The sequence below is a fragment of the Pseudomonas sp. GWSMS-1 genome, assembly GCF_049847425.1.
Lineage (GTDB): Bacteria > Pseudomonadota > Gammaproteobacteria > Pseudomonadales > Pseudomonadaceae > Aquipseudomonas.
Genome location: NZ_JBMHHV010000005.1, coordinates 3,026,500 through 3,052,495, shown reverse-complemented (window position 1 = coordinate 3,052,495; position 25,996 = coordinate 3,026,500). Strand labels below are relative to the sequence as shown.

Below are 25,996 nucleotides of genomic sequence, written 5' to 3'. Positions count from 1 at the left end.
CATGACCAGTAACTACCGCCATATCACTGTGCTACTCGACGAGGCTGTCGAAGGGCTGGCTGTGCGCGCGAGTGGCTGCTACCTAGACGGTACCTTTGGTCGCGGCGGGCATAGTCGGTTGATCCTAGAAAAGCTTGGCTCAGATGGTCGCCTGCTAGGGTTTGATAAAGATCCCCTGGCGATTGCCACGGGGAATGCGCTAGCGGCCGAAGACGGCCGCTTTGTCGTTGTGCAGCGCAGCTTTGCGGAGATGGCAGATGAACTCGCGCAGCGCGATCTGGCCGGCAAGGTCAGCGGCATTCTGCTCGATCTAGGCGTGTCTTCGCCGCAACTCGATGATGCCGAGCGCGGCTTCAGCTTTATGCATGACGGCCCGCTGGACATGCGCATGAATCCGGATGCAGGTGTCAGTGCTGCTGAGTTTATTGCCAGCGCTGGCGAAGAAGAAATAGCCCGGGTGTTCAAGGAGTACGGTGAAGAGCGCTTTGCCAAGCGTATGGCTCGCGCTGTGGTTCTGCGCCGCGCCGAGCAGCCGTTTGAGCGTACCGCCGACTTGGCTCAGGTGCTGACCGTGGCCAATCCGGCCTGGGAAAAGGGCAAGAACCCGGCAACGCGTGCCTTTCAGGGGCTGCGTATCTATATCAACAACGAGCTGGGCGATCTGGAGAGTGGCCTCGATGCAGCCCTGGAAAACCTGGAAGTGGGCGGCCGCCTCGTTGTGATCAGCTTTCATTCGCTGGAAGACCGCATCGTCAAGCTGTTCATGCGCAAGCACGCCAAAGGCGAGATGGACAAGTTGCCGCGTGACTTGCCCATCATCCCGAAAGCCTTCGAGCCGCGTTTGAAACTCATCGGTAAGCCGGTATTTGCCTCCGAAGCCGAGCTTGCGGCCAATCCACGTTCGCGCAGTGCGGTGATGCGCATTGCCGAGAAGGTGCGATGAGCGCGCTTTTCGCCAAGCCTTTGCCAGGTGGCAGCCTATTCATGCTGCTGCTGTTTCTGGCTGTGTTGGTGTCTGCGATTGGGGTGTCATACAGCGCCCACTGGAACCGCCAGCTGCTCAATGACCTGTATGCCGAACTCAGCGTGCGCGATAAGGCTCAGGCCGAGTGGGGTCGTTTGATCCTTGAGCAGAGTACCTGGACTGCACATAACCGTATTGAGGCGTTGGCCACCGAACGGCTGAGCATGCGCATCCCTGATGCCGCTGAAGTCCGCATGGTGGCGCCATGATTGGCCTCGAAGGCGCGCTCTATCCATGGCGCTTTCGCTTAGTGCTGCTGTTGCTGGCGCTGATGGTGGGCGCTATTGCCTGGCGTATTGTCGACCTTCAGGTGTTCGATCAAAGCTTCCTGCAGGCCCATGGCGATGCGCGCAGCGTGCGGCATATCCCGATTCCCGCACACCGCGGGCTGATCACCGACCGTAACGGCGAGCCGCTGGCCGTTAGTACGCCCGTGACCACCCTGTGGGCTAATGGTAAGGAACTGCAAAGCGGCAAGGCCAAGTGGGATGAGCTGGCCGCTGCGCTGGGTCAGGACCCCAAGGCATTCGGTGTGCGCCTGCAGGCCAATGCCGGGCGTGAGTTTATGTACCTGGTGCGCGGGCTGACGCCTGAGCAGGGCCAGCGCATTCTCGATATGAAAGTGCCAGGCGTATATGGCATTGAAGAATTCCGCCGCTTCTATCCAGCGGGTGAAGTGGCTGCCCACGTGGTGGGTTTTACCGATATTGACGACCGCGGCCGTGAAGGCATGGAGCTGGCCTTCGAGGATTGGCTGGCCGGCGTGCCCGGCAAGCGTCAGGTGCTCAAGGACCGGCGCGGTCGGCTGATTAAAGATGTACAGGTTGCGCAGAATGCCAAGGCCGGTAAGACCTTGGCATTGTCGATTGACCTGCGCCTGCAATACCTCGCGCATCGTGAATTACGCAATGCGCTGCTCGAATTCGGTGCCAAGGCCGGCAGCCTGGTCATGGTGGATGTGCGTACCGGTGAAGTGTTGGCAATGGTCAACCAGCCTACCTATAACCCGAACAACCGGCGCAACCTGCAGCCCGCGGCGATGCGTAACCGGGCGATGATTGATGTATTCGAGCCCGGCTCAACCATGAAGCCGTTCTCCATGAGTGCTGCCTTGGCCAGTGGTCGCTGGAAGGCCTCGGATACCGTCGATGTGTATCCGGGCACCCTGCAGATTGGCAAGTACACCATTCGTGACGTCTCGCGCAGCAGTGGCCCGCTTACCCTCACCGAAATTTTGATCAAGTCGAGTAACGTCGGCATGAGCAAGATTGCGTTTGATATCGGTGGTCAGTCGATCTTTGAAGTGATGCAGCAAGTCGGCTTGGGCCAGGATACCGGCCTCGGCTTCCCAGGTGAGCGTGTTGGCAACCTGCCGAACTACCGTGAGTGGCGCAAAGCCGAAACGGCCACGCTGTCTTATGGCTATGGCTTGTCGGTGACCGCTGTACAACTGGCCCATGCCTATTCGGTGCTGGCCAACAATGGCCGCAGCACGCACCTGTCCCTGGCGCGTGTTGACCGTAAACCCGATGCCGTTCAGGTGATCCCTGAGAATATTGCAGTGACCATGCAGGGCATGTTGCAGCAGGTCATTGAAGCCCCAGGTGGGGTTTACCGCGCCAAGGTGCCGGGCTACCACGTGGCTGGCAAGAGCGGTACGGCGCGCAAGGTTTCAGTGGGTAGCCGTGGCTATCGGGACAATGCGTACCGCTCACTCTTTGCCGGTTTTGGCCCCGTTAGCGACCCGCGTATTGCCGTGGCCATCGTGATCGATGAGCCGAGCCAGGGCGGTTACTACGGTGGCCTGGTCTCCGCACCGGTATTTGGCAAGGTCATGGCCGGAGCCCTGCGCCTGATGAACGTCGCCCCAGACAACCTGGTAGAGCCGCAAACCGCGGCCGCCGAAATTACTAAAGGAGGGCGTATCTGATGCCTATGCCCCTCAGCAAATTGCTGCCCGAAGCCGCCAGCTCCACCCTGATCCGCGAGTTGACCCTGGACAGCCGCAAGGTTCGTCCTGGTGATTTGTTCTTGGCCGTGCCCGGTACCCAGCAGGACGGTCGTGTGCATATCGCCGATGCCATTGCGCGTGGCGCTGCGGCCGTCGCCTTTGAAGCCGAAGGCGCGGCTGACATGACGGCCAGCAGCAGTGAATTGGTCGCGATCAAAGGCTTGGCGGGCCAGCTTTCGGCGATTGCCGGGCGTTTCTACGGTGAGCCAAGCCGTGGCCTGAACCTGGTAGGTATTACCGGCACTAACGGCAAAACCAGTGTCAGCCAGTTGTTGGCTCAGGCGCTGGACCTGCTGGGTCAGCGCTGCGGTATTGTCGGCACGCTCGGCAATGGCTTCTACGGTGCGCTCGAACAAGGGCTCCACACCACGCCAGACCCCATCGGCGTGCAGGCCACCCTGGCCGATATGAAAAATGCCGGTGCTCGTGCGGTGGCGATGGAAGTCTCGTCCCACGGCCTGCATCAAGGGCGCGTGACTGCGCTGGCGTTTGATGTGGCGGTACTGACCAACCTATCCCGCGACCATCTGGATTATCACGGTTCGATGCAGGCTTACGCCGAGGCAAAAGCTGCGTTGTTCGCCTGGCCGGGTCTGCGCTGCCGGGTGCTTAACCTGGATGATGCCTTTGGCCGTGAGTTGGCGGTTGCTGTGCATGAGTCGCGCCTGATCAGCTACAGCCTGGAAGACGCAAGCGCGTACTTGTATTGCCGTGATGTACAGTTTGACGAGCAAGGCGTACGTGCCACGCTGGTAACCCCGCGCGGCGAAGGCAGTCTGCGTAGTTCGCTGCTCGGTCGCTTCAACCTGAGCAACCTGCTGGCGGTGGTCGGTGCGCTGCTCGGCCTGGATTATGCGCTGGATGAAATTCTCAAGGTGTTGCCGCAGCTGCAGGGTCCTATTGGTCGCATGCAGCGTTTAGGTGGCGCCACTTCAGGGCGCGCCAAGCAGCCGTTGGTGGTCGTTGATTACGCGCACACCCCGGATGCTCTGGAAAAGGTTCTCGAAGCCCTGCGCCCGCACGTTAAGGGTCGCCTGCTGTGCCTATTTGGCTGCGGTGGCGATCGCGACAGCGGCAAGCGCCCGCTGATGGCCGCTGTGGTTGAACGCCTGGCCGATGCGGTGTTGGTCACCGATGACAACCCGCGCACCGAAGCACCAGCACAGATTTTCAGCGACATCCGCGCCGGCTTCGTCAGCCCCGAGTCGGTGCAGTTTGTTCATGGCCGTGGCCAGGCGATTGCCCAGCTGATTGCTGCAGCCAGTGCCGATGATGTGCTGGTGTTGGCCGGCAAGGGCCATGAGGACTATCAGGAAATCAACGGCGTACGTCAGCCGTTCTCCGACTTGGTCGAAGCTGCTAACGCGTTGGCAGCATGGGAGGCGGCGCATGCTTAAGCCGCTGCTATTGAGCGAAGTGGCTGCACCGCTGAACGCGCAGGTAATCGGTGCGGACGTGGCATTCAGCGCCGTCAGCAGCGACAGCCGGGCGATTCAGCCAGGTCAGCTGTTTGTCGCCCTGGCAGGCCCGCGTTTTGATGGCCATGACTACCTGACAGAAGTCGCCGACAAAGGCGCAGTGGCCGCTCTGGTTGAGCGTGAGGTGGCAAATGCACCGCTGCCACAGCTGCTGGTGGCCGATAGCCGTTTGGCCCTCGGCCAATTGGGCGCGCTCAATCGCCAGGCGTTTAATGCCCCAGTAGTGGCGATTACCGGTTCCAGCGGCAAGACCACGGTCAAAGAAATGCTCGCCAGTATTCTGCGCGAAGGCCTGCAAGGTCCGGTGCTGGCGACCCGTGGCAACCTGAATAACGACCTCGGCGCGCCACTGACCCTGCTAGAGCTGGCGCCTGAGCATGTTGCGGCCGTGATCGAACTGGGCGCCAACCATGTCGGCGAGATCGCCTACACCGTGGGCCTTACCCAGCCGCAGGTGGCCATCCTCAACAATGCCGGCACCGCTCACGTCGGTGAGTTCGGCGGGCCAGAAAAAATTGTTGAGGCCAAGGGTGAAATTCTCGAAGGCCTGAGCGACAGCGGCGTGGCCGTGCTCAACCTCGACGACAGGGCTTTCGCCATCTGGCAGCAGCGTACCAAGGGTCGCACCGTTCGCTCGTTTGCCCTGAGTAATCCGGCGGCGGACGTTTATGCCAGCGAGCTGGCGCGCGATGCCCGTGGTTGCTCAGCTTTTACTCTGCATTGCGCCGACGGTCAGGCACGTATTCAGCTCAACCTGCTCGGCGAGCATAATGTGGCTAACGCCCTGGCCGCTGCTGCCGCCGCGTTGGCATTGGAGATTGCGCCTGCTGCGATCAAGGCCGGGCTGGAGAAATTGCAGCCGGTCCAGGGCCGCACCGTCGCGCAGATTGCGCCGAACGGTCTGCGGGTGATCGACGACAGCTACAACGCCAACCCGACCTCCGTGTGCGCCGCCATCGATATCCTCGCCGGTTTCTCGGGGCGTCGGGTGCTGGTGCTGGGTGACATTGGCGAGCTGGGTGCGTGGGCCGAACAGGGGCATCGCCAGGTCGGTAGCTATGCCCTCGGTAAGGTTAATGCACTGTTTGCTGTGGGCCCCCTGATGGCTCATGCCATTGACGAATTCGGCACAAATGGCCGGCATTTTGCCGACCAAGCCAGCCTGATTGCTGCGCTGCAAAGCGAGCAGGGCGACACCACTCTTTTAATTAAAGGTTCACGCAGCGCGGCGATGGAAAACGTCGTGGCGGCGCTGTGTGGCACATCCGGGGAGATTCACTAATGCTGCTGCTGCTGGCGGAATACCTGCAACAGTTCCACAAGGGTTTTGCAGTGTTTCAGTACCTGACGCTGCGCGGCATTCTTGGCGTGCTGACGGCGCTGGCATTGTCCCTGTGGCTTGGCCCGTGGATGATCCGCACCCTGCAGATTCGCCAAATCGGCCAGTCGGTACGCAACGATGGCCCACAGTCGCACCTGTCGAAAAAGGGCACGCCCACCATGGGCGGCGCGCTGATTCTTTCTGCGATAGCCGTTAGCACCTTGCTCTGGGCTGATCTGTCCAACCGTTATGTTTGGACCGTTCTGGCCGTGACCTTGCTGTTCGGCGCCGTCGGCTGGGTTGATGACTACCGCAAAGTGATTGAAAAGAACTCCAAAGGCCTGCCGAGCCGCTGGAAGTATTTCTGGCAGTCAGTGTTTGGCCTGGGCGCGGCGCTGTTTTTGTACATGACGGCGCAAAGCCCGGTGGAAACTACCCTTATTCTGCCGATGCTCAAAGACTTCAGCCTGGAGCTGGGGTTGGGCTTCGTGGTGCTGAGCTACTTCGTGATCGTTGGTTCGAGCAACGCAGTGAACCTGACAGACGGCCTCGATGGCCTGGCCATCTTGCCAACCGTGATGGTTGGCGGCGCGCTGGGGATCTTCTGCTACTTGTCAGGCAACGTGAAGTTCGCCGAATACCTGTTTATTCCCTATGTGCCGGGCGCAGGTGAGCTGATCGTGTTCTGCGCCGCACTGGTCGGTGCTGGCCTGGGTTTCCTCTGGTTCAACACCTACCCGGCGCAAGTGTTTATGGGCGATGTCGGCGCGCTGGCGCTCGGTGCGGCCCTGGGCACCATCGCGGTGATCGTCCGCCAGGAAGTGGTGCTGTTCATCATGGGCGGCATCTTCGTGGTGGAAACCCTGTCGGTGATTATCCAGGTCGCGTCTTTCAAGTTGACCGGCAAGCGCGTGTTCCGCATGGCACCGATTCATCACCATTTCGAACTCAAAGGCTGGCCCGAGCCGCGCGTGATCGTGCGCTTCTGGATCATCACCGTGATTCTGGTGCTGATCGGCCTTGCTACCCTGAAACTGCGTTGAGGAACCCATGAGCCTGATCGCGTCTGACCACTTCCGCATCGTTGTCGGCCTCGGCAAGAGCGGCATGTCCCTGGTGCGTTTCCTCGCGCGCCAGGGCTTGCCGTTTGCCGTGGTCGATACCCGTGCCAATCCGCCAGAACTCGCTACCTTGCGTGAGCAGTTCCCGCAGGTCGACGTACGTTGTGGCGAGCTGGATGTGGAGTTTCTCTGCCGCGCCAGTGAGCTGCTGGTCAGCCCGGGTCTGGCCGTCGCCACGCCGGCGTTGCAGGCGGCTGCGGCGCGCGGGGTGAAGCTGTCGGGTGACATCGACCTGTTTGCTCGCTATGCCAAGGCGCCGATCATCGCCATCACCGGTTCTAACGCCAAAAGCACCGTCACCACCCTGGTCGGTGAGATGGCCGCTGCGGCCGGTAAGAAGGTCGCCGTGGGAGGCAACCTTGGCACCCCAGCGCTGGATTTGCTGGATGACAGCGTTGAGCTGTATGTCATGGAATTATCGAGCTTCCAGTTGGAAACCACCGACCAGCTGAATGCGGAAGTGGCGACCTGCCTGAACATCAGCGAAGACCATATGGATCGCTACGCCGATCTGCCGGCCTATCACCTGGCCAAGCACCGCATCTTCCGCGGCGCGCGGCAGGTTGTGGTCAACCGTGATGACGCGCTGTCGCGTCCCCTGGTGGCCGATCAATTGCCATGCTGGTACTTCGGCCTCGGCAAACCGGACTTCAAACGCTTTGGTTTGATTGAGGAAAACGGCGAGAAGAGCCTGGGTTACCAGTTCGCCGCCTTGTTACCCGTGCGGGAGTTGAAAATTCGTGGCGCACACAACCAGTCCAACGCCCTGGCGGCATTGGCGCTGGGCCATGCCGTTGGTCTACCGTTCGAACCTATGCTGGCCACGCTTAAGCAGTTCGCTGGTCTGCCGCACCGTTGTCAGTGGGTGGGTGAGCGCGCTGCGGTGAGCTATTACGACGACTCCAAGGCCACCAACGTTGGTGCCGCACTGGCGGCCATCGACGGCCTGGGCGCGGATATCGAAGGCAAGCTAGTGCTGATCGCCGGTGGTGATGGCAAGGGCGCGGACTTTTCGGCGTTGAAGACTCCGGTCGGCAAGTTCTGCCGCGCCGTGGTGTTGCTGGGTCGCGACGCTGAATTGCTGGCCGATGCGCTGGGTGACACCGCGCCGCTGGTCCGGGTCAAGACCCTGGACGAAGCGGTGCAGCGTGCTGCCGAATTGGCTGAAGCGGGGGATGCCGTGCTGCTGTCGCCGGCCTGTGCCAGCCTCGACATGTTCAAGAACTTTGAAGAGCGTGGGCGTCTGTTCGCTCAGGCTGTGGAGGGTTTGCAGTGATGCTCGCCCGCCTGCTCGCCGCACCTTCGCCGCTGCATACCCGTCGGGGTATCGACCTGGACTTCCCGCTGCTTGCCGGTTGTCTGGCGCTGCTCGGCCTGGGTTTGGTGATGATCACTTCGGCGTCCTCGGAAGTGGCGGCTTTGCAATCAGGCAATCCGCTGTATCACATGATTCGCCACCTGATTTATCTGTCCATTGGTACTGCGGCGGCGCTGGCTACTTTGCTGGTGCCGATGGCCTTGTGGCAGCGTTACAGCGGTACATTGTTGCTGGTGGCGGTGGTGCTGTTGATCTTGGTGTTGTTGCCGGGCATTGGCCGCGAAGTCAACGGTGCTAAACGCTGGATCGGCCTGGGTATCTTCAACCTGCAGCCGTCCGAGTTGGCCAAGCTGTTTAGCGTAATGTTTATTGCCGCCTATCTGGTGCGTCGTCAGACCGAGGTGCGCGAGAAGCTCACCGGCTTTATCAAGCCAATGATGGTGCTGGGGCCGATTGCCATGCTGTTGCTGGCCGAACCCGACTTTGGCGCCACCGTGGTGTTGGTCGGTGCCTCGATCGCCATGCTGTTTCTCGGTGGCGTCAACCTGCTGCGTTTTATTCCGCTGGCAGCCTGCGTGCTCGGCCTGGGCGTGCTGGTGATGACCAGTCAGGCCTATCGCCTGGAACGCCTGACCAACTTTGTTGACCCTTGGGCGGACCAGTACGGCGCCGGCTACCAGCTGAGCCAGGCGTTAATCGCCTTCGGCCGTGGTGAGTGGTTTGGCGTCGGGCTGGGCAACAGTGTGCAAAAGCAGTTCTACCTGCCGGAAGCGCATACCGACTTCGTGTTTGCCGTGTTGGCAGAAGAGCTGGGCATGGTTGGTGCGTTGCTCACCGTCGGCCTGTTCGTGTTTGTCAGCGTGCGCGCGCTGTATATCGGCCTGTGGGCGGAGAAGGCCAAGCAGTTCTTCTCGGCGTATGTGGCCTACGGCCTGGCTTTCTTGTGGATCGGCCAGGTGCTGATCAACATCGGGGTAAATGTGGGCTTGCTGCCGACCAAAGGTCTGACCCTGCCATTTCTCAGCTACGGCGGCAGCTCGTTGGTGATCTGCTGCATCAGCCTGGCGTTGTTGCTGCGCATCGAATGGGAGCGTCGCACTCAACTGGGTAGCGAGGATGTCGACTTCAAAGAATCCGATTTCTTCGAAGGCCAGTCCGCCGAGGAGGTTCAGCATGCGCGGTAATGTGCTGATCATGGCCGGCGGCACCGGTGGCCATGTATTCCCGGCGCTGGCCTGTGCCCGCGAGTTCAAGGCGCGTGGCTACAGCGTGCATTGGCTGGGTACGCCACGCGGTATCGAGAATGAACTGGTGCCGGCGGCTGGTTTGCCGCTGCACCTGATCGACGTCACCGGCCTGCGTGGCAAAGGCAAGCTGTCACTGCTGAAGGCTCCGTTCCAGTTGATCAAGGCGTTGTTCCAAGCGCGCAAGGTGATGCGTGAGCTGCAGCCAGTCTGCGTGCTGGGCATGGGCGGCTATGTCACCGGGCCGGGCGGCTTGGCTGCGAAGATGAGCGGTGCGCCGCTGATCATCCATGAGCAGAACGCTGTGGCCGGCACGGCCAACCGCAGCTTGGTGCCATTCGCCAGCCGCGTGTGTGAAGCCTTCCCGAATACTTTCGCCAACAGTGACAAACGCCGTACCACCGGCAACCCGGTGCGTGAAGAACTGTTCCTGGAAACCCCGCGTGATTCGCTGCGCAATCGCCAGCCGCGTTTGCTGGTGTTGGGCGGCAGCCTGGGCGCCGAACCCCTGAACAAAATGTTGCCCGAAGCCCTGGCGCTGGTGGCTGCAGAGCTGCGCCCTGAAGTGTTTCATCAGGCCGGCAAGCAACATGATGCAATTACCGCTGAACGCTATCGCGTCGTTGGCGTCGAAGCGCAGGTCGCACCGTTTATCAAAGACATGGCGCGTGCGTATGCCTGGGCCGATCTGGTGGTCTGCCGCGCTGGCGCACTGACTGTCAGCGAGCTGGCCGCAGCGGGTTTGCCGGCATTCCTCGTGCCGCTGCCCCATGCGATTGACGATCACCAGACACGCAATGCCGACTATCTGGCCAGTGCCGGCGCTGCCGTACTGCTGCCACAACGTTCCACTGACGCCGCCACGCTGGCCGCGCAGCTGACCGAGGTTTTGATGCACCCCGAACAACTCGTTGAAATGGGCCAGACGGCCCGCCGTCAGGCCAAGCCCGACGCTACCTGCACCGTTGTCGATATTTGCCTGGAGGTGGCCCGTGGCTAAGTCTCCCGCTGCTGCTCGTTCGGAAATCCGTCGTATGCGCCGTATTCGCCGTATCCATTTTGTCGGCATCGGTGGTGCGGGCATGTGTGGCATCGCCGAAGTGCTGCTCAACCTCGGTTATGAAGTGTCCGGTTCTGACCTGAAAATTTCGGCCGTAACCGAGCGCCTGGAAAGCTTCGGTGCGCAGATTTTTATTGGCCATCGCGCGGAAAACGCCGAGCAGGCCGATGTGCTCGTGGTGTCCAGCGCAATCAATACCAGTAACCCGGAAGTCGCTATCGCCCTTGAGCGGCGTATTCCGGTGGTGCCGCGCGCTGAGATGCTCGCCGAGCTGATGCGCTACCGCCACGGCATCGCCGTCGCCGGCACCCACGGTAAAACCACCACCACCAGCTTGTTGGCCTCGGTGTTTGCCGCGGGTGGCCTGGACCCGACGTTTGTGATTGGTGGCCGCCTGAATGCAGCCGGTACCAATGCCCAGCTCGGTAGCAGCCGCTACCTGATCGCTGAGGCCGATGAAAGCGATGCCAGCTTCCTGCACCTGCAGCCCATGGTCTCGGTCGTTACCAATATCGATATGGACCACATGAGCACGTACGGAGGTGACTTCAACAAGTTGAAGAAAACCTTCCTCGAGTTCCTGCACAACCTGCCGTTTTATGGCCTGGCAGTGATGTGCGTGGATGACCCGATCGTGCGCGAAATTCTGCCGCAGGTGGCGCGCCCCACCGTGACCTATGGCTTCGATGACGGTGCTGACGTACGGGCGATCAATGTGCGCCAGCAGGGCATGCAGACCTTCTTCACCGTACTGCGCACAGGCCGCGAGCCGCTGGATGTGTCGGTCAATATGCCGGGCAACCACAATGTATTGAACGCCCTGGCGACCATTGCGATTGCCACTGACGAGGGCATCAGTGATGAGGCCATCGTCCAGGGCTTGTCGGGTTTCCAGGGTGTCGGTCGGCGTTTTCAGGTGTATGGCGAGCTGCCGGTTGAGGGTGGCAACGTGATGCTGGTCGATGACTACGGTCATCACCCGCGTGAAGTCGCCGCGGTGATTAAGGCTGTGCGCGGCGGTTGGCCGGAGCGCCGTCTGGTCATGGTGTACCAGCCGCACCGCTTTAGCCGCACCCGCGACCTGTATGACGACTTCGTACAGGTTTTGGGCGATGCCAACGTGTTGTTGCTGATGGAAGTTTATCCGGCGGGCGAAGAGCCCATCCCGGGTGCGGACAGTCGTCAGCTGTGCCACAGCATTCGTCAGCGCGGCCAACTCGACCCGATCTACATCGAGCGCGGCGTGGACCTCGCGCCGATCGTCAAGCCGCTGCTGCGCGCTGGCGACATTCTTCTTTGTCAGGGTGCCGGCGATATCGGTGGCTTGGCTCCGCAACTGCTGCAAAGCCCGCTGTTCGCCGCGGCGCAAGGTAAGTCGAAATGAATGCCGAGAACTTGAAGTCCCAGTACCCGGTCAGTGCCTTCGGTCGCGTGGCTGTGCTGTTTGGCGGCAAGAGTGCCGAGCGTGAAGTGTCGCTGAAGTCCGGTAATGCCGTGTTGCAAGCACTGCAGGCCGCCGGCGTGGATGCCTTTGGCATCGATGTTGGGACAGATTTTCTGCAGTGCTTGGTCAGTGAAAAAATTGACCGCGCCTTTGTCGTTCTGCACGGTCGCGGCGGTGAAGACGGTGCCATGCAAGGGTTGCTTGAGTGCGCCGGTATCCCCTACACCGGCAGCGGCATCCTGGCCTCGGCCCTGGCCATGGACAAACTGCGTACCAAGCAGGTTTGGCAGAGCCTGGGCCTCTCCACGCCACGTCATGCGGTGCTGGCCTCGGTCGCGGATTGCGAGGCTGCGGCGGCTGACTTGGGCTTCCCGCTGATCGTCAAGCCGGCGCATGAAGGTTCGAGCATTGGCATGGCCAAGGTGGGTGATCTGCAGGCGTTGATTGCGGCCTGGCAGGATGCCAGTGGTTATGACCCCCAAGTACTGGTTGAACAGTGGATTGCCGGCCCGGAGTTCACGGTCGCGGTGCTGCGTGGTCAGGTGCTGCCGCCGATTGCCCTGGGTACGCCCCACAGTTTTTACGACTACGACGCCAAGTACCTGGCCAATGACACCCAGTACCGCATCCCGTGCGGCCTGGACGCCGGCAAAGAGGCTGAGCTTGTCGAGCTCACTGCGCGCGCCTGCGAAGCCGTGGGCATTCAGGGCTGGGCCCGGGCTGACGTCATGCAGGATAGCGATGGCCGGTTCTGGTTGCTTGAAGTCAACACGGTTCCAGGTATGACCGACCACAGCCTGGTGCCGATGGCAGCACAGGCAGCCGGTCTGGATTTTCAACAGTTGGTGTTGGCGATTCTTGCTGACAGCCTAGAAGCACGGGGTTAAGTCATGACGGCTAACGTGCGCCACCAGCCAGGGACTTCCCGCGCGCCTCTGCGCGGCAAGCCTGTGCCGCGCGGCGCCAGCCGTTTGGTGGCCAAGGAGCCGATCAGCCTGCGCGTCAACGTGCAGAAAACCCGGCTTGTCGGGTTTGGCGCCTGGTTGAAGCGACTGACCTGGCCGCTGTTATTGCTGGGCCTCGGTTACGGCACATACGAGCTGTCGTTGCGTGCCATGCCGTATGCCGACCAGCCGATCGCCAGAATCAGCGTCGAGGGCGACCTCAGCTACGTCAATCAGCAGGCCGTACAGCAGCGCATTGCGCCTTACGCCAACGCCAGCTTCTTCAGTGTCGATCTGCTCAGCCTGCGTCATGAGCTGGAGTCGATGCCCTGGATCGCCAGCGCTCAGGTACGCCGTGTATGGCCGGATCAGCTGGTGGTGCGTCTGGAAGAACAATTACCGATTGCCCGTTGGGGCGATGAGGCGCTGTTGAACAACCAGGGTGAGGCGTTTGCGCCTTTGGAACTGGCCAATTACCCCCACCTGCCGCAGTTGTATGGCCCCAAGCGTGCGCAACAGCAGGTGATGCAGCAATACCAAGTGATCAGCCAGATGCTGCGTCCCGTGGGTTTTTCCGTAGCGCGCCTGGAATTGCGTGAGCGTGGCAGCTGGTTCCTCTCCACTGGGCAGGGTATCGAGCTGCTGCTGGGGCGTGACCATCTGGTAGAAAAAATGCGGCGTTTCACGGCCATTTATGACAAGGCCCTGAAAGAGCAACAAGCGAATATCGCGCGCATCGATTTGCGTTATGCCAACGGCCTGGCCGTTGCATGGCGTGAGCCGGTCGCGCCCACGGCGGCACCAACCGCTGTCGTGCAGTGAATCAGGAGAAAGTAAGAGCCATGGCAAACGTGCAGAGCGGCAAGATGATCGTCGGTCTCGATATCGGTACCTCCAAAGTGGTGGCATTGGTCGGCGAAGTGAATGCGGACGGCCAGTTGGAAATCGTCGGCATCGGCACCCACCCATCACGTGGTCTGAAAAAGGGCGTGGTGGTGAATATCGAGTCAACCGTGCAGTCCATCCAGCGCGCTGTCGAAGAAGCGCAGCTGATGGCCGGTTGCCGTATCCACTCGGCTTTTGTCGGCCTGGCCGGTAACCATATCCGCAGCCTTAACAGTCACGGCATCGTCGCGATTCGTGATCGCGAAGTCAGTTCGGCTGACCTTGAGCGGGTACTCGATGCCGCACAGGCTGTGGCCATTCCTGCCGACCAGCGGGTGCTGCATACCCTGCCGCAGGATTATGTGATCGATAACCAAGAGGGCGTGCGCGAGCCACTGGGGATGTCCGGTGTGCGCCTGGAAGCCAAGGTGCACGTGGTCACTTGCGCGGTGAATGCCGCGCAGAACATCGAGAAGTGTGTGCGTCGCTGCGGCCTTGAAGTTGACGACATCATTCTTGAGCAGCTGGCCTCGGCTTATGCCGTGTTAACGGATGACGAGAAAGAGCTGGGTGTGTGTTTGGTCGATATCGGCGGTGGCACCACTGACATCTGCATCTTCACCGAAGGCGCGATCCGCCATACCGCGGTGATCCCGATTGCCGGTGATCAGGTCACCAATGACATCGCCATGGCCCTGCGCACGCCAACTCAGTATGCCGAAGAGATCAAGATTCGGTATGCTTGCGCGTTGGCCAAACTGGCCGGTGCGGGCGAGACCATCAAGGTGCCGAGCGTCGGTGATCGTCCGCCGCGCGATTTGTCGCGTCAGTCCCTGGCTGAAGTGGTTGAGCCACGTTACGACGAGCTGTTCACCCTGATTCAGGCTGAGCTGCGTCGCAGTGGTTATGAGGACTTGATCCCGGCCGGGATCGTTCTCACAGGCGGTACAGCGAAGATGGAAGGAGCCGTCGAGCTGGCCGAAGAAATTTTCCATATGCCGGTACGCCTGGGTATTCCCCAGGGTGTCAAAGGATTGGCCGACGTCGTGCGTAACCCCATCTATTCCACAGGCGTAGGCCTGCTGCTGTACGGGCTGCAAAAGCAGGCCGACGGCGTTTCGATGTCTGCGCTTGGCAGCTACAGCGATGAACCCAAACAACCTGTTCTGGAACGGCTGAAACGCTGGGTCCAGGGCAATTTCTGATTTTGCAGTAGGCGTTATAACTAGAAAGTAAAGGAGAGGGAAAATGTTTGAACTCGTAGACAGCGCTCCAGCAAGTGCGGTTATCAAGGTCATCGGCGTGGGCGGCGGCGGCGGTAATGCTGTCAACCATATGGCGAAAAACAACATTGAAGGCGTTGAGTTCATCTGCGCCAACACGGATGCACAGGCACTGAAAAACATCGGCGCACGCACTGTTCTGCAGCTAGGCACTGCAGTGACTAAAGGGCTCGGTGCGGGTGCTAACCCAGAAGTTGGCCGTCAGGCTGCTATGGAAGATCGCGAGCGTATCGCTGAAGTGCTGCAGGGCACCGATATGGTCTTTATCACCACCGGCATGGGCGGCGGTACCGGTACCGGTGCAGCCCCAGTAATCGCTCAAGTGGCCAAGGAAATGGGCATCCTCACCGTTGCGGTGGTGACCCGTCCGTTCCCGTTCGAAGGCAAGAAGCGCATGCTGATCGCCGAAGAAGGCATCCGCGCGTTGTCGGAAAGTGTCGACTCGCTGATCACCATCCCTAACGAAAAACTGCTGACCATCCTCGGTAAGGACGCCAGCCTGTTGTCCGCGTTCGCTAAGGCTGACGATGTACTGGCGGGTGCCGTGCGCGGTATCTCCGACATCATCAAGCGTCCGGGCATGATCAACGTCGACTTCGCCGACGTGAAAACCGTGATGAGCGAAATGGGCATGGCGATGATGGGCACTGGCTGCGCCAGCGGTCCGAACCGTGCGCGTGAAGCCACCGAAGCGGCCATTCGCAATCCATTGCTCGAAGACGTCAACCTGCAAGGCGCGCGCGGTATTCTGGTGAACATCACTGCCGGTCCTGACCTGTCCCTGGGTGAGTACTCCGACGTGGGTAACATCATCGAGCAGTTCGCCTCCGAGCACGCCACCGTCAAGGTCGGCACCGTGATCGATCCGGACATGCGCGACGAGCTGCACGTCACCGTAGTGGCCACCGGTCTGGGTGCGCGTATCGAGAAGCCGGTCAAGGTTATCGACAATACTGTGCAGGTTTCTGCCAACGCTCATAGCAACGCAGCCGCACCGGCGCGTGGCGAGCAAAGCGTCAATTACAAAGATTACGAGCGTCCTACTGTTCAGCGTCAAAGCCACGGCGGCGCAGCCACTGCGGCCAAGATGAATCCGCAGGATGATCTGGATTACCTGGATATTCCGGCCTTCCTGCGTCGTCAGGCCGATTGATGAAATGTATCAGGAGTATTGGGACGATTGGTGTTCAGCAAAGGCCGGTTCTGCTATCATCGCCGGCCATTGTTGAAAACTATTCGCAACTAGTGCTATAGCGGTCCAATCCATGATCAGACAACGCACCCTGAAGAACATCATCCGCGCCACTGGCGTAGGCCTGCATTCCGGGGAAAAGGTATACCTGACCCTAAAGCCGGCACCAGTGGACACCGGTATCGTGTTCCGTCGTACCGACCTGGACCCTGTCGTGGAAATTCCCGCGCGTGCAGGGAATGTCGGTGAAACCACCATGTCGACCACGCTGGTCAATGGTGATGTCAAGGTGGATACGGTAGAGCACCTGCTTTCGGCCATGGCTGGCCTGGGCATCGATAACGCCTACGTCGAGCTCTCCGCATCCGAAGTGCCGATCATGGATGGCAGTGCGGGTCCTTTTGTATTCCTGATTCAATCGGCTGGTCTGCAAGAGCAGGACGCCCACAAGAAGTTCATTCGTATCCTTCGTGAAGTCACGGTTGAAGATGGCGACAAGCGCGCCACTTTTGTGCCTTTCGAAGGGTTCAAGGTGACCTTTGAGATCGATTTCGATCACCCTGTGTTCCGCAATCGCACCCAGTCGGCCAGCGTCGACTTCTCCAGCACGTCATTCGTGAAGGAAGTAAGTCGCGCTCGCACGTTCGGTTTTATGCGTGATATCGAGTTCCTGCGTTCACAGAACCTGGCGCTCGGCGGCAGCGTGGATAACGCCATCGTAGTGGATGAGTTCCGCGTGTTGAACGAAGACGGCCTGCGTTATGAGGACGAATTCGTTAAGCACAAGATTCTCGATGCGATCGGCGATCTTTACCTGCTGGGTAACAGCCTGATTGGCGAGTTCAAAGGTTTCAAATCGGGTCATGCGTTGAATAATCTTCTGCTGCGCACCCTGATTGAGCAAACCGATGCGTGGGAAGTTGTCACTTTTGATGACCCCAATACCGCGCCAATCTCTTACATGCGCCCGGTTGCGGCGGTGTAACGTACGACCTTCCTTCTTTGCTTTCTAAGGCCACCCTCGGGTGGCCTTTTTTTATCGATTGTCGGAGCTGGAGGCCAATCGATGAGCAGTCGTAGCGCCCGGATAAGCATGCGTATAGGGCATGTTGGCCGGATTTTTTAGTCCGTCGGTTTGTCGCTTTGGGTGTGTTTTGCCAGGCGTTCTAGGGCTGCGCGGAGTTTGGGGTCGCTGATGCCCTCGGCGGTAGATTGGATGTTTTCTGCGGCGCTGCTGGACAAATTCATTGTGCGACTTGGCGCACGCCTTTCAGCAGTCGGAGGTTGCACCTTGAACAGAATCTTCGTTAAGGTCGCGAACTCTTCGAGTGCCTGTAGCTGTTTCAGCAAGCGTTTTTGTTGATAGCGCAGGCGTGTGGCCCAATGGCCATCGGTGATTATCAGCAGCAGGCAGCCTTCGCGCCATGACGCTACATGGCAGTGTTCGCGAGCTGCCGGCTGCAGTTGGCTCTCGAGTAAGTGTTGCAAGCGATCAATGCGTTGCGCTTGATTGAACAGCGCTTTCAGAGGCTTCGCTTCGCGCAAGAGTGCGGCTGGAGCCCGGGCCGGCAAAGGACGAAATGTCATGGCAGGACGCCTGAGAAAGTGAAGTCAGCATGGTAGCAGAATCACTGCTGCCGGCTGTGCCTTCACCGTTAGGGGAATGCAGTGCAGATCATATTACTCAGCCGGCACCACGGTGCCGCCCGTTCACTCAGCCTAAATTTGCGCGGGCTACTGTTGGTAGTGTTGCTAGCGCTCGGTGCCGCGCTGGCCAGTGGTGTGGCTGTGGGGGCCTGGTGGGCGCCCGCCACTGTTAGGGTGCAGGACGATACGCAAATTAATCAGGTGCTCGATCAACAGCGTGCCGAAGTGGGCGCCGTGCGTCTGGATGCACAGCGCCAGCTGGATGCGTTCGCTGCTCATGTGGCCGAGCTGCAGGCGCGGCTAACGCGTCTGGACGCGCTGGGTGCGCGGCTGACCGAGTTGGCGGATCTTGATGCCAGTGAATTCGACTTTTCGCTCAATGTTGGTCAGGGCGGTGCTGAAGATAGCTTGGGCGATGCGGCTTATGCGCCGCCGCTGTTTATGGATGAACTCGACCGCTTGAGCCTGCGCCTGGACAGTCGTGAGCAGTTATTGGAGGTGCTTGAGCAGTTGATCGGCGAGCGCCAGCTGAGCGAAGCCGAATACCTGTCAGGTATGCCAGTGCGCAATGGCTACATGTCTTCACCTTTTGGCCGCCGCGTACACCCGCTCACCGGGCGTAATACTCAGCATAAAGGTGTCGATTTTGCCGCCAAGCCAGGCAGTGATGTGGTCGCTGTTGCTGCGGGTGTGGTGAGCTTCTCTGGGGTAAAGTCCGGTTATGGTAATGTCGTGGAGGTCAGTCATGCCGACGGCTACACCACGCTGTATGCGCACAACCAGAGTAACTTGGTACAGATTGGTGATCTGGTGCAGCGCGACCAAACGATTGCCAGGGTTGGTCGCAGCGGGCGCGCCAGTGGTTACCATGTACACTTCGAAGTCACCAAGAATGGTCGGGTGGTTAATCCGGCCAGCTACATCGCCCGAGTGGGCAGCGTCGAATAACGCCGCTTTCCTCATTAGCGTTTCCGAGTAGAATGCCCACCTCGCACGCAGCCAAAAATGCTGCATGGGTCGCTGTTCAGTAGCCCTCAATCCATACGCCTGGAAGATCCTGTCGATATGTTTGCGCCTTTGTTAAAGAAACTCTTTGGAAGCAAGAACGAGCGTGAAGTCAAACGCATGCTCAAGGCGGTAAGCGCCGTCAATGCCTTCGAGGAGCAGATGCTTGCCCTTTCCGATGAGCAACTGCGAGCCAAGACGGATGAGTTCAAAGCCCGTCTGGCTAAAGGCGAAACCCTCGACCAGCTGCTCGCCGAAGCCTTTGCGGTAGCCCGCGAAGCCGGCAAGCGGGTGATGGGCATGCGCCACTTCGACGTGCAGTTGATTGGTGGCATGACCTTGCACGAAGGCAAGATCGCCGAGATGCGCACTGGTGAGGGTAAGACCCTGGTGGCGACCCTGGCGGTGTACCTCAATGCGCTGTCCGGTAAGGGTGTGCATGTGGTCACGGTCAACGACTACCTGGCCCGCCGCGATGCCAACTGGATGCGTCCGCTGTATGAATTCCTTGGCATGACCGTGGGGATTGTCACCCCATTTATGCCGCCGGAAGAGAAGCGTGAAGCCTACGCGGCCGATATTACCTACGGCACTAACAACGAATTCGGTTTTGATTACCTGCGCGACAACATGGCGTTCAGCCTGGACGATAAATTCCAGCGTGAGCTGAATTTCGCTGTAATCGACGAAGTTGACTCCATTCTGATCGATGAAGCGCGCACCCCGTTGATCATCTCTGGTCAGGCCGAAGACAGTTCGCGCCTTTACACCGAGGTCAACAAGCTGATCCCGCGCCTCAAGCTTCATGTTGAGGAAGAAGAGGGCGTCGTCACTCAGGAAGGCCATTACAAGCTTGATGAGAAGGCTCGCCAGGTTGAGCTGAATGAAGCCGGCCACCAGTTTGTTGAAGAAATGCTTACCGAAGTCGGTTTGCTGGCTGAGGGCGAGAGCCTGTATTCCGCACACAACCTGGGCCTGCTGACCCATGTGTATTCCGGGCTGCGTGCGCACAAACTGTTCAACCGCAACGTTGAATACATCGTGCAGAACAACCAAGTGCTGCTCATCGATGAACACACCGGTCGTACCATGCCGGGTCGTCGTTTGTCTGAGGGTTTGCACCAGGCCATCGAAGCCAAAGAAGGCTTGCCGATCCAGGCTGAGAGCCAGACGCTGGCTTCGACCACCTTCCAGAACTACTTCCGCCTGTATAACAAGCTGTCCGGCATGACCGGTACGGCTGATACCGAAGCGTTCGAGTTCCATCAGATTTACGGCTTGGCGGTGATCGTAATCCCGACTAACCGTGCCCTGGCGCGTAAAGACTTCAACGACCTGGTCTACCTTACTGCGGACGAGAAGTACGCCGCCATCGTTACCGACATCAAGGAAAGCATGGCGCTAGGCCGGCCCGTTCTGGTCGGTACGGCGACTATCGAAACGTCCGAGCACATGTCGGCGCTGCTCAATCAGGAAGGCATCGAGCACAAAGTGCTGAATGCCAAGTTCCACGAGAAGGAAGCCGAGATCATTGCCCAGGCCGGTCGTCCGGGCGCGCTAACCATTGCCACTAACATGGCGGGTCGCGGTACCGACATCTTGCTGGGGGTAACTGGGAAGTTGAAGTTGCCAACCAAGAGAACGCTACGCCTGAGCAAATTGCACAGATCAAAGCCGATTGGCAGAAGCGTCACCAGCAGGTGATTGAAGCCGGTGGCTTGCATGTAATTGCTTCTGAGCGTCATGAATCGCGACGCATCGACAATCAGCTGCGTGGTCGTGCCGGCCGCCAGGGTGACCCAGGTTCCAGTCGCTTTTACCTGTCGTTGGAAGACAACCTGATGCGTATCTTCGCCTCGGACCGGGTGAAGAACTTTATGAAGGCCCTGGGTATGCAGCCTGGCGAGGCCATCGAGCACCGCATGGTCAGCAATGCCATCGAGAAGGCTCAGCGCAAGGTTGAAGGCCGCAACTTCGACATGCGTAAGCAGCTGCTGGAATACGACGACGTGGCGAACGAGCAGCGCAAGGTGATCTATCACATGCGCAATACCCTGCTCGCCGCTGACAACATTGGCGAAACTATTGCCGATTTCCGCCGCGAAGTAGTCGAGAGCCTGGTTAACGAACACATTGCGCCACAGTCGCTGCCTGAGCAGTGGGACATCGCCGGTCTAGAAGAAGCGCTGTACACCAGCTTCAACCTGCGTCTGCCGATTCAGCAGTGGCTTGACGATGATCACAAGTTGTATGAAGAGACCCTGCGTGAGCGCATTCTTGAAGAGCTGATCAAGGCCTACAACGAGAAGGAAATCGAGGCCAGTGCCGAGGCGCTGCGTACCTTCGAGAAGCAGATTCTGCTGCGTGTGCTCGACGACCTGTGGAAAGACCACCTGTCGACCATGGATCACCTGCGCCACGGTATTCACCTGCGCGGCTATGCACAAAAGAACCCCAAGCAGGAATACAAGCGCGAGTCCTTCACCTTGTTCCAAGAGTTGCTGGATTCGATCAAGCGCGACACCATCCGCGTGCTGTCGCATGTGCAGGTGCGCCGCGAAGATCCGGTCGAAGAAGAGGCGCGTCTGCGTCGCGAGGCCGAGGCATTGGCTGAGCGCATGCAGTTTCAGCACGCGGACGCCTCGGCCCTGCCGCAGCAAACCTCTGAAGAAGAGGGTGATGTAGCGGTGGCTGTGGCGCCTGTGCGCACTGAACCGAAGATTGGTCGCAACGAGCCGTGCCCGTGTGGTTCCGGCAAGAAGTACAAGCACTGCCACGGCCAGGTTAACTAAACCGACTGTGTAGAGCGGGTTGCGCCGACAGTGACGTTGGCTATGCTTGGCCCCGCTTGAATAACGCCGCGAACGGTTCGACCGCTCGCGGCGTTTTACCATCTCTCATGTCCTACCCCTCAAGGAGTGTTCCCTATGGCTGTTGGTCTTGGCCCATTGTCTACCCTGCACCCGGTTCCAGGTTTCGAATTGGGCATCGCTTCTGCGGGCATCAAGCGTCCTGGGCGTAAAGATGTGGTAGTCATGCGATGTGCCGAGGGCTCCAGCGTAGCGGGGGTGTTCACCCTCAATGCGTTCTGCGCAGCGCCCGTGATTCTGGCTAAGAAGCGTGTGCTGGGCAGCGTGCGTTACCTGCTGACCAACACCGGTAATGCCAACGCTGGCACCGGTGAGCCAGGTTTGCAGAATGCGGCACGTGCCTGCGCTGCCCTTGCTCAGCTGGCTGGCGTTGAGGAAGGGGCGGTGCTGCCGTTTTCCACCGGGGTCATCGGCGAGCCGTTGCCGGTTGAGAAGATCGAAGGCGCGCTGCAGGCCGCGCTGGATAACTTGTCCGAGGCCAATTGGGCAGATGCCGCGACCGGCATTATGACCACCGACACCCTGGCCAAGGGCGCGAGTCGCCAGTTCGTGCATGATGGCGTGACAGTCACCGTGACCGGTATCAGTAAGGGTGCCGGCATGATCAAGCCGAACATGGCGACCATGCTGGGTTACATCGCCACTGACGCCAAGGTTGCCCAAGGCGTACTGCAGGATTTGCTGCGCGACGCGGCGAATAAGTCGTTCAACCGCATCACCATCGACGGCGACACCTCGACTAACGATTGCTGCATGCTGATTGCCACCGGTCAGGCGGCCCTGCCAGAGATCACCCAGACAAGTGGCGACCTGTTCGCCAAGCTCAAAGAAGCGGTATTCAGTGTGTGCATGGACGTGGCACAGGCCATCGTGCGTGACGGTGAGGGTGCAACCAAGTTCGTCACCGTTCAGGTGAATGGCGGTGCAACCCATCAGGAATGCCTGGATGTGGGGTACGCCGTGGCGCATTCGCCGCTGATCAAGACGGCACTGTTCGCCTCCGATCCAAACTGGGGGCGCATTCTCGCCGCCGTCGGTCGTGCCGGTGTGGCGCAGCTGGATGTCAGCTTGATCGACGTGTTCCTGGGTGACGTGTGCATCGCCAGCCGCGGCTGTCGCGCGGCCAGCTACACCGAAGAGCAGGGTTCTGCGGTGATGGCTGAGGAAGAAATCACCATCCGCATTGAGTTGGGGCGTGGCAGCTGCAGCGAGACCATTTGGACCACCGATCTGTCCCATGAGTACGTGAAGATCAACGCTGAATACCGCACCTGATCTGCCACGTACCTGCTGTTTGGCGGCCCGCATTCCCGTTGTTCATGCCGCTATGAACAACGAGAATTTGCTATTGCAGGGGGCGCCTTTTAAGGTCGTTTGACCTTCCTGCCTCGAGCGCAGCCCATGTCTCTTACTCTGGTTATCGGCGACAAAACCTATTCGTCCTGGTCGCTGCGTGCGGCGCTGGCCCTGGAACTCACCGGTGCGCCCTATAGCGAACAGCTGATCGCCCTGAACCGGCCCGAGACTCGCACACAGATTCTGCAGCACTCGCCGACCGGCAAGGTGCCGTTGCTGATCACTGACGACGGCGCCATCTGGGACTCCATGGCGATTGGCGAATACCTGGCCGAGTGTTTCCCCGCGGCCCAGCTGTGGCCGCAGGGGCAAGCGGCGCGTGCGCTGGCTCGCAGTGCCTGCGCCGAGATGCACAGTGGTTTTATCGCGCTGCGCAGCCACCTACCGATGGACCTCAAGCGTAACCAAGCCTTACCCGAAATACCGGCCGATGCCATGGCCGATATTCAGCGCGTGTGCGCTTTGTGGGCCGAGTGCCAGCAGCGCTTTGCTCAGGGTGGCAGCTTCCTGTTTGGCCGGCCGAGCCTGGCGGATGCCTGCTTTGCCCCGGTGGCGGCGCGTTTGCGCAGTTATCAGGTGGTGCTGCCGGCTGAGGCGGCTGCCTATGTCGAGACAATCTATCAATGGCCGGCGTTTCAGCGCTGGTATCAAGCCGCCCAGGAGGAATATCTGGCGTGAAGCGTATTCATGTAGCTGCTGCAGTCATTCGCGGCGAAGACGGGCAAATCCTGCTCGCCAAACGTGCCGAAGATCAACACCAAGGCGGTTTTTGGGAGTTTCCTGGCGGCAAGGTCGAGGCCGGGGAAACAGTTCAGGCGGCTTTGGCGCGTGAGCTGGAGGAGGAGCTGGGTATTCGCCCCAGCACAGCCCGGCCGTTGATTCAGGTACGTCACGACTACCCAGACAAGCAGGTATTGCTGGATGTCTGGGACGTCTCGGCTTTTACCGGTGAACCCCACGGCGCCGAAGGCCAGCCACTGGCCTGGGTCAGCCCCCGGCAGCTCGGCGACTATGAGTTCCCGGCCGCTAACCGGCCGATTGTTGCGGCCGCGCGCTTGCCCGAGCGCTACCTGATCACCCCAGAGGGCTTGAGCGGGCCTGAGCTGCTACGTGGCATTCAAACAGCGTTGAAAAACGGTATTCGCCTGCTGCAATTGCGCGCGCCGGCGATGTTCGATGCGCAGTACCGTGATATTGCCGTCGACGCTTTAGGGCTGTGCGCAGGAAAGGCACAACTGATGCTCAAAGGACCACTGGAGTGGCTGGGGGACTTCCCGGCAGCCGGTTGGCATCTGACGGCGCGGCAATTGCGCGAGTTGAGCGCGGCGGGGCGGCCGTTTCCACGCGAGCGCTGGTTGGCGGCATCCTGTCATTCGGCAGACGAGCTCGCCTTGGCTGCGCAGATGGGCGTGGACTTCATCACCCTGTCGCCCGTACAGGCGACGCACACCCATCCCGATGCTCAGCCGCTGGGCTGGACGCAGGTTGCCACGTTATTGCAGGGCTTTAATCAGCCGACCTACCTGCTGGGCGGGGTGACCCCAAGCGACGTTGAGCGGGCTTGGCAGGTTGGAGCACAGGGCGTGGCGGGTATTCGTGCGTTCTGGCCAGAGTAACTGCAGCCGTTGGGAAAAGGGCGTTATAGTCGCGCCCTCAAATGGTGCGTTACAGGTGGGCAGTTGACGGTGCAAAGTTTCAAGGCGTGGATGAGGGGCTTCTGGCCTGCGCCGATGATGGTCAGTTTCAGCGAGCGTGTGCTGAGTTGTATGGGTGCAGTGCTCGGGCTGCTGTTCAGTGGTTGGCTGTCTTATGAGGTGCTGGGTAATGCCAGCCCATGGCTGATAGCGCCAATGGGCGCGTCGGCGGTGCTGCTGTTTGCGGTGCCGGCCAGCCCGTTGGCACAGCCGTGGTCGATTATCGGCGGCAACCTGATCTCTGCCCTGATCGGGGTCACCTGCGCCACTGTGCTTGGACACGATGCCTGGGTGGCAGCATTAGCGGGTGGCCTGGCGATTGCGGCGATGTTTGCGTTGCGTTGCCTGCACCCGCCGGGTGGCGCGGTGGCGCTGACGGCAGTGCTGGCAGGCCCGCAAGTGGCCGAGTTGGGTTACCACTTCGCCCTCTATCCGGTCGGGCTGAACTCCTTGGGCCTGCTGCTGATTGCGTTGCTGTTCAACAACGCCTTACGCCGGCAATACCCGCACCGCCCCCTTGAACATGGCAACCTGCACAAGACCCGCGATCCGCTCCCGCGTGAGCGTCTGGGCTTTACCCCAGACGACCTGAGCGCCGTACTCGAAGCCCGTGGCGAACTGCTCGATATTTCCCGCGAAGACCTCGAAGAGATTTTTCTGCAAACCGAAGCGCGGGCCTATCAGCGGCGTTTTGGTGAGGTGCGCTGCGCCGACATCATGTCTCGTGATGTGCAGACACTGAGTCCTCTGACAGGCCTGGACGCCGCCCGCGCCCGCTTGTATGAGCACCGCCTGACTGCGCTGCCGGTGGTTAACGCCGAGGGCCAGCTGCTCGGCATGCTTGGGCTGCATGAGGTGTTGCAGGCGCATGCTGATGCCGAGGATGTCAGCACCTGCATGCGCCGTGAGGTGCCAAGCTGTCGTGCGGATTGGCCGGTCACCGACCTGCTGCAGATGCTCACCGACGCGGATATGCATCAGGTACCGGTGATCGACGACGCGCGGCGGGTTGTGGGGATTGTCAGCCAGTCCGACCTGCTGGCGGCCATCTTCCGTATGGCCTTGCAAGGCTCTGGAGCGGCCGCCGCAGGCAGCTGAC

Annotated in this window: 22 protein-coding genes and 1 pseudogene; 22 read left to right on the top strand and 1 reads right to left on the bottom strand. The window is 60.1% G+C overall.

The features are described 5' to 3' along the window. The first annotated feature begins 1 nt into the window (after position 1). The 15 genes from rsmH (at position 2) to lpxC (ending at position 17,310) form a co-directional block, all read left to right on the top strand. Positions 2 to 943, top strand: a complete 942-nt coding sequence (gene rsmH / locus ACEPAJ_RS18025) for a 16S rRNA (cytosine(1402)-N(4))-methyltransferase RsmH (protein WP_425916726.1) — start codon at positions 2 to 4, stop codon at positions 941 to 943. Further along, the gene (gene ftsL, locus ACEPAJ_RS18020; RefSeq protein ID WP_425916724.1) at positions 940 to 1,233 is read left to right on the top strand and encodes a cell division protein FtsL; all 294 of its coding nucleotides are present in this window, start codon (positions 940 to 942) and stop codon (positions 1,231 to 1,233) included. Before rsmH ends, ftsL begins: the two co-directional genes overlap by 4 nt. Continuing rightward, on the top strand, positions 1,230 to 2,954 hold the full coding sequence (locus ACEPAJ_RS18015) for a peptidoglycan D,D-transpeptidase FtsI family protein (RefSeq protein WP_425916722.1): 1,725 nt from the start codon (positions 1,230 to 1,232) through the stop codon (positions 2,952 to 2,954). The genes ftsL and ACEPAJ_RS18015 overlap by 4 nt, the downstream gene beginning before the upstream one ends. Continuing rightward, positions 2,954 to 4,432 carry a UDP-N-acetylmuramoyl-L-alanyl-D-glutamate--2,6-diaminopimelate ligase gene (locus ACEPAJ_RS18010; RefSeq protein WP_425916720.1) on the top strand — a complete coding sequence of 493 codons (1,479 nt, stop codon included), beginning with the start codon at positions 2,954 to 2,956 and terminating at the stop codon, positions 4,430 to 4,432. The genes ACEPAJ_RS18015 and ACEPAJ_RS18010 overlap by 1 nt, the downstream gene beginning before the upstream one ends. Next, entirely contained in the window at positions 4,425 to 5,795 is a 1,371-nt protein-coding gene (locus ACEPAJ_RS18005) for a UDP-N-acetylmuramoyl-tripeptide--D-alanyl-D-alanine ligase (protein ID WP_425916718.1), read from the top strand. The genes ACEPAJ_RS18010 and ACEPAJ_RS18005 overlap by 8 nt, the downstream gene beginning before the upstream one ends. Further along, positions 5,795 to 6,877 (top strand): phospho-N-acetylmuramoyl-pentapeptide-transferase, encoded by a 1,083-nt coding sequence (gene mraY, locus ACEPAJ_RS18000; RefSeq protein WP_090239854.1) that lies wholly within the window; start codon positions 5,795 to 5,797, stop codon positions 6,875 to 6,877. Before ACEPAJ_RS18005 ends, mraY begins: the two co-directional genes overlap by 1 nt. 7 nt (positions 6,878 to 6,884) lie before the next feature. Continuing rightward, complete coding sequence (murD, locus tag ACEPAJ_RS17995; RefSeq protein WP_425916716.1) at positions 6,885 to 8,231, top strand: UDP-N-acetylmuramoyl-L-alanine--D-glutamate ligase; 1,347 nt, start codon at positions 6,885 to 6,887, stop codon at positions 8,229 to 8,231. Beyond that, positions 8,231 to 9,457 carry a putative lipid II flippase FtsW gene (gene ftsW, locus ACEPAJ_RS17990; RefSeq protein WP_425916714.1) on the top strand — a complete coding sequence of 409 codons (1,227 nt, stop codon included), beginning with the start codon at positions 8,231 to 8,233 and terminating at the stop codon, positions 9,455 to 9,457. Before murD ends, ftsW begins: the two co-directional genes overlap by 1 nt. Continuing rightward, positions 9,447 to 10,517 carry an undecaprenyldiphospho-muramoylpentapeptide beta-N-acetylglucosaminyltransferase gene (murG, locus tag ACEPAJ_RS17985; protein WP_425916712.1) on the top strand — a complete coding sequence of 357 codons (1,071 nt, stop codon included), beginning with the start codon at positions 9,447 to 9,449 and terminating at the stop codon, positions 10,515 to 10,517. The genes ftsW and murG overlap by 11 nt, the downstream gene beginning before the upstream one ends. Before the next feature lie 34 nt (positions 10,518 to 10,551). After that, positions 10,552 to 11,961 (top strand): UDP-N-acetylmuramate--L-alanine ligase, encoded by a 1,410-nt coding sequence (gene murC / locus ACEPAJ_RS17980; RefSeq protein WP_274087573.1) that lies wholly within the window; start codon positions 10,552 to 10,554, stop codon positions 11,959 to 11,961. Then, entirely contained in the window at positions 11,958 to 12,908 is a 951-nt protein-coding gene (locus tag ACEPAJ_RS17975; protein WP_425916710.1) for a D-alanine--D-alanine ligase, read from the top strand. The genes murC and ACEPAJ_RS17975 overlap by 4 nt, the downstream gene beginning before the upstream one ends. A gap of 3 nt (positions 12,909 to 12,911) precedes the next feature. Next, the gene (locus tag ACEPAJ_RS17970) at positions 12,912 to 13,787 is read left to right on the top strand and encodes a cell division protein FtsQ/DivIB (protein ID WP_425916708.1); all 876 of its coding nucleotides are present in this window, start codon (positions 12,912 to 12,914) and stop codon (positions 13,785 to 13,787) included. Positions 13,788 to 13,807: 20 nt separating this feature from the next. Beyond that, positions 13,808 to 15,055 carry a cell division protein FtsA gene (gene ftsA / locus ACEPAJ_RS17965; protein ID WP_274087501.1) on the top strand — a complete coding sequence of 416 codons (1,248 nt, stop codon included), beginning with the start codon at positions 13,808 to 13,810 and terminating at the stop codon, positions 15,053 to 15,055. Between the two features lie 43 nt (positions 15,056 to 15,098). After that, positions 15,099 to 16,286, top strand: coding sequence for a cell division protein FtsZ (gene ftsZ, locus ACEPAJ_RS17960; protein ID WP_274087500.1), 1,188 nt, complete (start codon positions 15,099 to 15,101; stop codon positions 16,284 to 16,286). Between the two features lie 112 nt (positions 16,287 to 16,398). Beyond that, the gene (lpxC, locus tag ACEPAJ_RS17955) at positions 16,399 to 17,310 is read left to right on the top strand and encodes a UDP-3-O-acyl-N-acetylglucosamine deacetylase (protein ID WP_274087499.1); all 912 of its coding nucleotides are present in this window, start codon (positions 16,399 to 16,401) and stop codon (positions 17,308 to 17,310) included. Positions 17,311 to 17,447: 137 nt separating this feature from the next. Here lpxC and ACEPAJ_RS17950 read toward each other — a convergent pair whose 3' ends face one another. Then, positions 17,448 to 17,912: a DUF721 domain-containing protein gene (locus ACEPAJ_RS17950; protein ID WP_425916705.1), complete on the bottom strand. Its 465-nt coding sequence runs from the start codon at positions 17,910 to 17,912 to the stop codon at positions 17,448 to 17,450. Positions 17,913 to 17,993: 81 nt separating this feature from the next. Between ACEPAJ_RS17950 and ACEPAJ_RS17945 the strand changes: the two genes are divergently transcribed. The 7 genes and pseudogenes from ACEPAJ_RS17945 (at position 17,994) to ACEPAJ_RS17915 (ending at position 25,995) form a co-directional block, all read left to right on the top strand. Continuing rightward, positions 17,994 to 18,920: a M23 family metallopeptidase gene (locus ACEPAJ_RS17945; protein ID WP_425916703.1), complete on the top strand. Its 927-nt coding sequence runs from the start codon at positions 17,994 to 17,996 to the stop codon at positions 18,918 to 18,920. A 57-nt stretch (positions 18,921 to 18,977) separates the two neighbouring features. Continuing rightward, a pseudogene (gene secA, locus ACEPAJ_RS17940) lies at positions 18,978 to 20,818 on the top strand (preprotein translocase subunit SecA); the annotation flags it as partial. After that, positions 20,819 to 21,769, top strand: a complete 951-nt coding sequence (locus ACEPAJ_RS17935; protein WP_425918088.1) for an SEC-C metal-binding domain-containing protein — start codon at positions 20,819 to 20,821, stop codon at positions 21,767 to 21,769. A 135-nt stretch (positions 21,770 to 21,904) separates the two neighbouring features. Further along, on the top strand, positions 21,905 to 23,122 hold the full coding sequence (argJ, locus tag ACEPAJ_RS17930) for a bifunctional glutamate N-acetyltransferase/amino-acid acetyltransferase ArgJ (protein WP_425916701.1): 1,218 nt from the start codon (positions 21,905 to 21,907) through the stop codon (positions 23,120 to 23,122). A gap of 126 nt (positions 23,123 to 23,248) precedes the next feature. After that, positions 23,249 to 23,881 carry a glutathione S-transferase family protein gene (locus ACEPAJ_RS17925; RefSeq protein ID WP_425916699.1) on the top strand — a complete coding sequence of 211 codons (633 nt, stop codon included), beginning with the start codon at positions 23,249 to 23,251 and terminating at the stop codon, positions 23,879 to 23,881. Further along, entirely contained in the window at positions 23,878 to 24,819 is a 942-nt protein-coding gene (locus tag ACEPAJ_RS17920; protein ID WP_425916697.1) for a Nudix family hydrolase, read from the top strand. The genes ACEPAJ_RS17925 and ACEPAJ_RS17920 overlap by 4 nt, the downstream gene beginning before the upstream one ends. A gap of 69 nt (positions 24,820 to 24,888) precedes the next feature. Then, positions 24,889 to 25,995 carry an HPP family protein gene (locus ACEPAJ_RS17915; RefSeq protein ID WP_425918086.1) on the top strand — a complete coding sequence of 369 codons (1,107 nt, stop codon included), beginning with the start codon at positions 24,889 to 24,891 and terminating at the stop codon, positions 25,993 to 25,995. Position 25,996: the final 1 nt, after the last annotated feature.

Coding starts and splice junctions, on each gene's coding strand:
- rsmH (WP_425916726.1), top strand. CDS start 2: ATGACCAGTAACTACCGCCATATCACTGTGCTACTCGACGAGGCTGTC.
- ftsL (WP_425916724.1), top strand. CDS start 940: ATGAGCGCGCTTTTCGCCAAGCCTTTGCCAGGTGGCAGCCTATTCATG.
- ACEPAJ_RS18015 (WP_425916722.1), top strand. CDS start 1,230: ATGATTGGCCTCGAAGGCGCGCTCTATCCATGGCGCTTTCGCTTAGTG.
- ACEPAJ_RS18010 (WP_425916720.1), top strand. CDS start 2,954: ATGCCTATGCCCCTCAGCAAATTGCTGCCCGAAGCCGCCAGCTCCACC.
- ACEPAJ_RS18005 (WP_425916718.1), top strand. CDS start 4,425: ATGCTTAAGCCGCTGCTATTGAGCGAAGTGGCTGCACCGCTGAACGCG.
- mraY (WP_090239854.1), top strand. CDS start 5,795: ATGCTGCTGCTGCTGGCGGAATACCTGCAACAGTTCCACAAGGGTTTT.
- murD (WP_425916716.1), top strand. CDS start 6,885: ATGAGCCTGATCGCGTCTGACCACTTCCGCATCGTTGTCGGCCTCGGC.
- ftsW (WP_425916714.1), top strand. CDS start 8,231: ATGCTCGCCCGCCTGCTCGCCGCACCTTCGCCGCTGCATACCCGTCGG.
- murG (WP_425916712.1), top strand. CDS start 9,447: ATGCGCGGTAATGTGCTGATCATGGCCGGCGGCACCGGTGGCCATGTA.
- murC (WP_274087573.1), top strand. CDS start 10,552: ATGCGCCGTATTCGCCGTATCCATTTTGTCGGCATCGGTGGTGCGGGC.
- ACEPAJ_RS17975 (WP_425916710.1), top strand. CDS start 11,958: ATGAATGCCGAGAACTTGAAGTCCCAGTACCCGGTCAGTGCCTTCGGT.
- ACEPAJ_RS17970 (WP_425916708.1), top strand. CDS start 12,912: ATGACGGCTAACGTGCGCCACCAGCCAGGGACTTCCCGCGCGCCTCTG.
- ftsA (WP_274087501.1), top strand. CDS start 13,808: ATGGCAAACGTGCAGAGCGGCAAGATGATCGTCGGTCTCGATATCGGT.
- ftsZ (WP_274087500.1), top strand. CDS start 15,099: ATGTTTGAACTCGTAGACAGCGCTCCAGCAAGTGCGGTTATCAAGGTC.
- lpxC (WP_274087499.1), top strand. CDS start 16,399: ATGATCAGACAACGCACCCTGAAGAACATCATCCGCGCCACTGGCGTA.
- ACEPAJ_RS17950 (WP_425916705.1), bottom strand. CDS start 17,912: ATGACATTTCGTCCTTTGCCGGCCCGGGCTCCAGCCGCACTCTTGCGC.
- ACEPAJ_RS17935 (WP_425918088.1), top strand. CDS start 20,819: ATGCGTATCTTCGCCTCGGACCGGGTGAAGAACTTTATGAAGGCCCTG.
- argJ (WP_425916701.1), top strand. CDS start 21,905: ATGGCTGTTGGTCTTGGCCCATTGTCTACCCTGCACCCGGTTCCAGGT.
- ACEPAJ_RS17925 (WP_425916699.1), top strand. CDS start 23,249: ATGTCTCTTACTCTGGTTATCGGCGACAAAACCTATTCGTCCTGGTCG.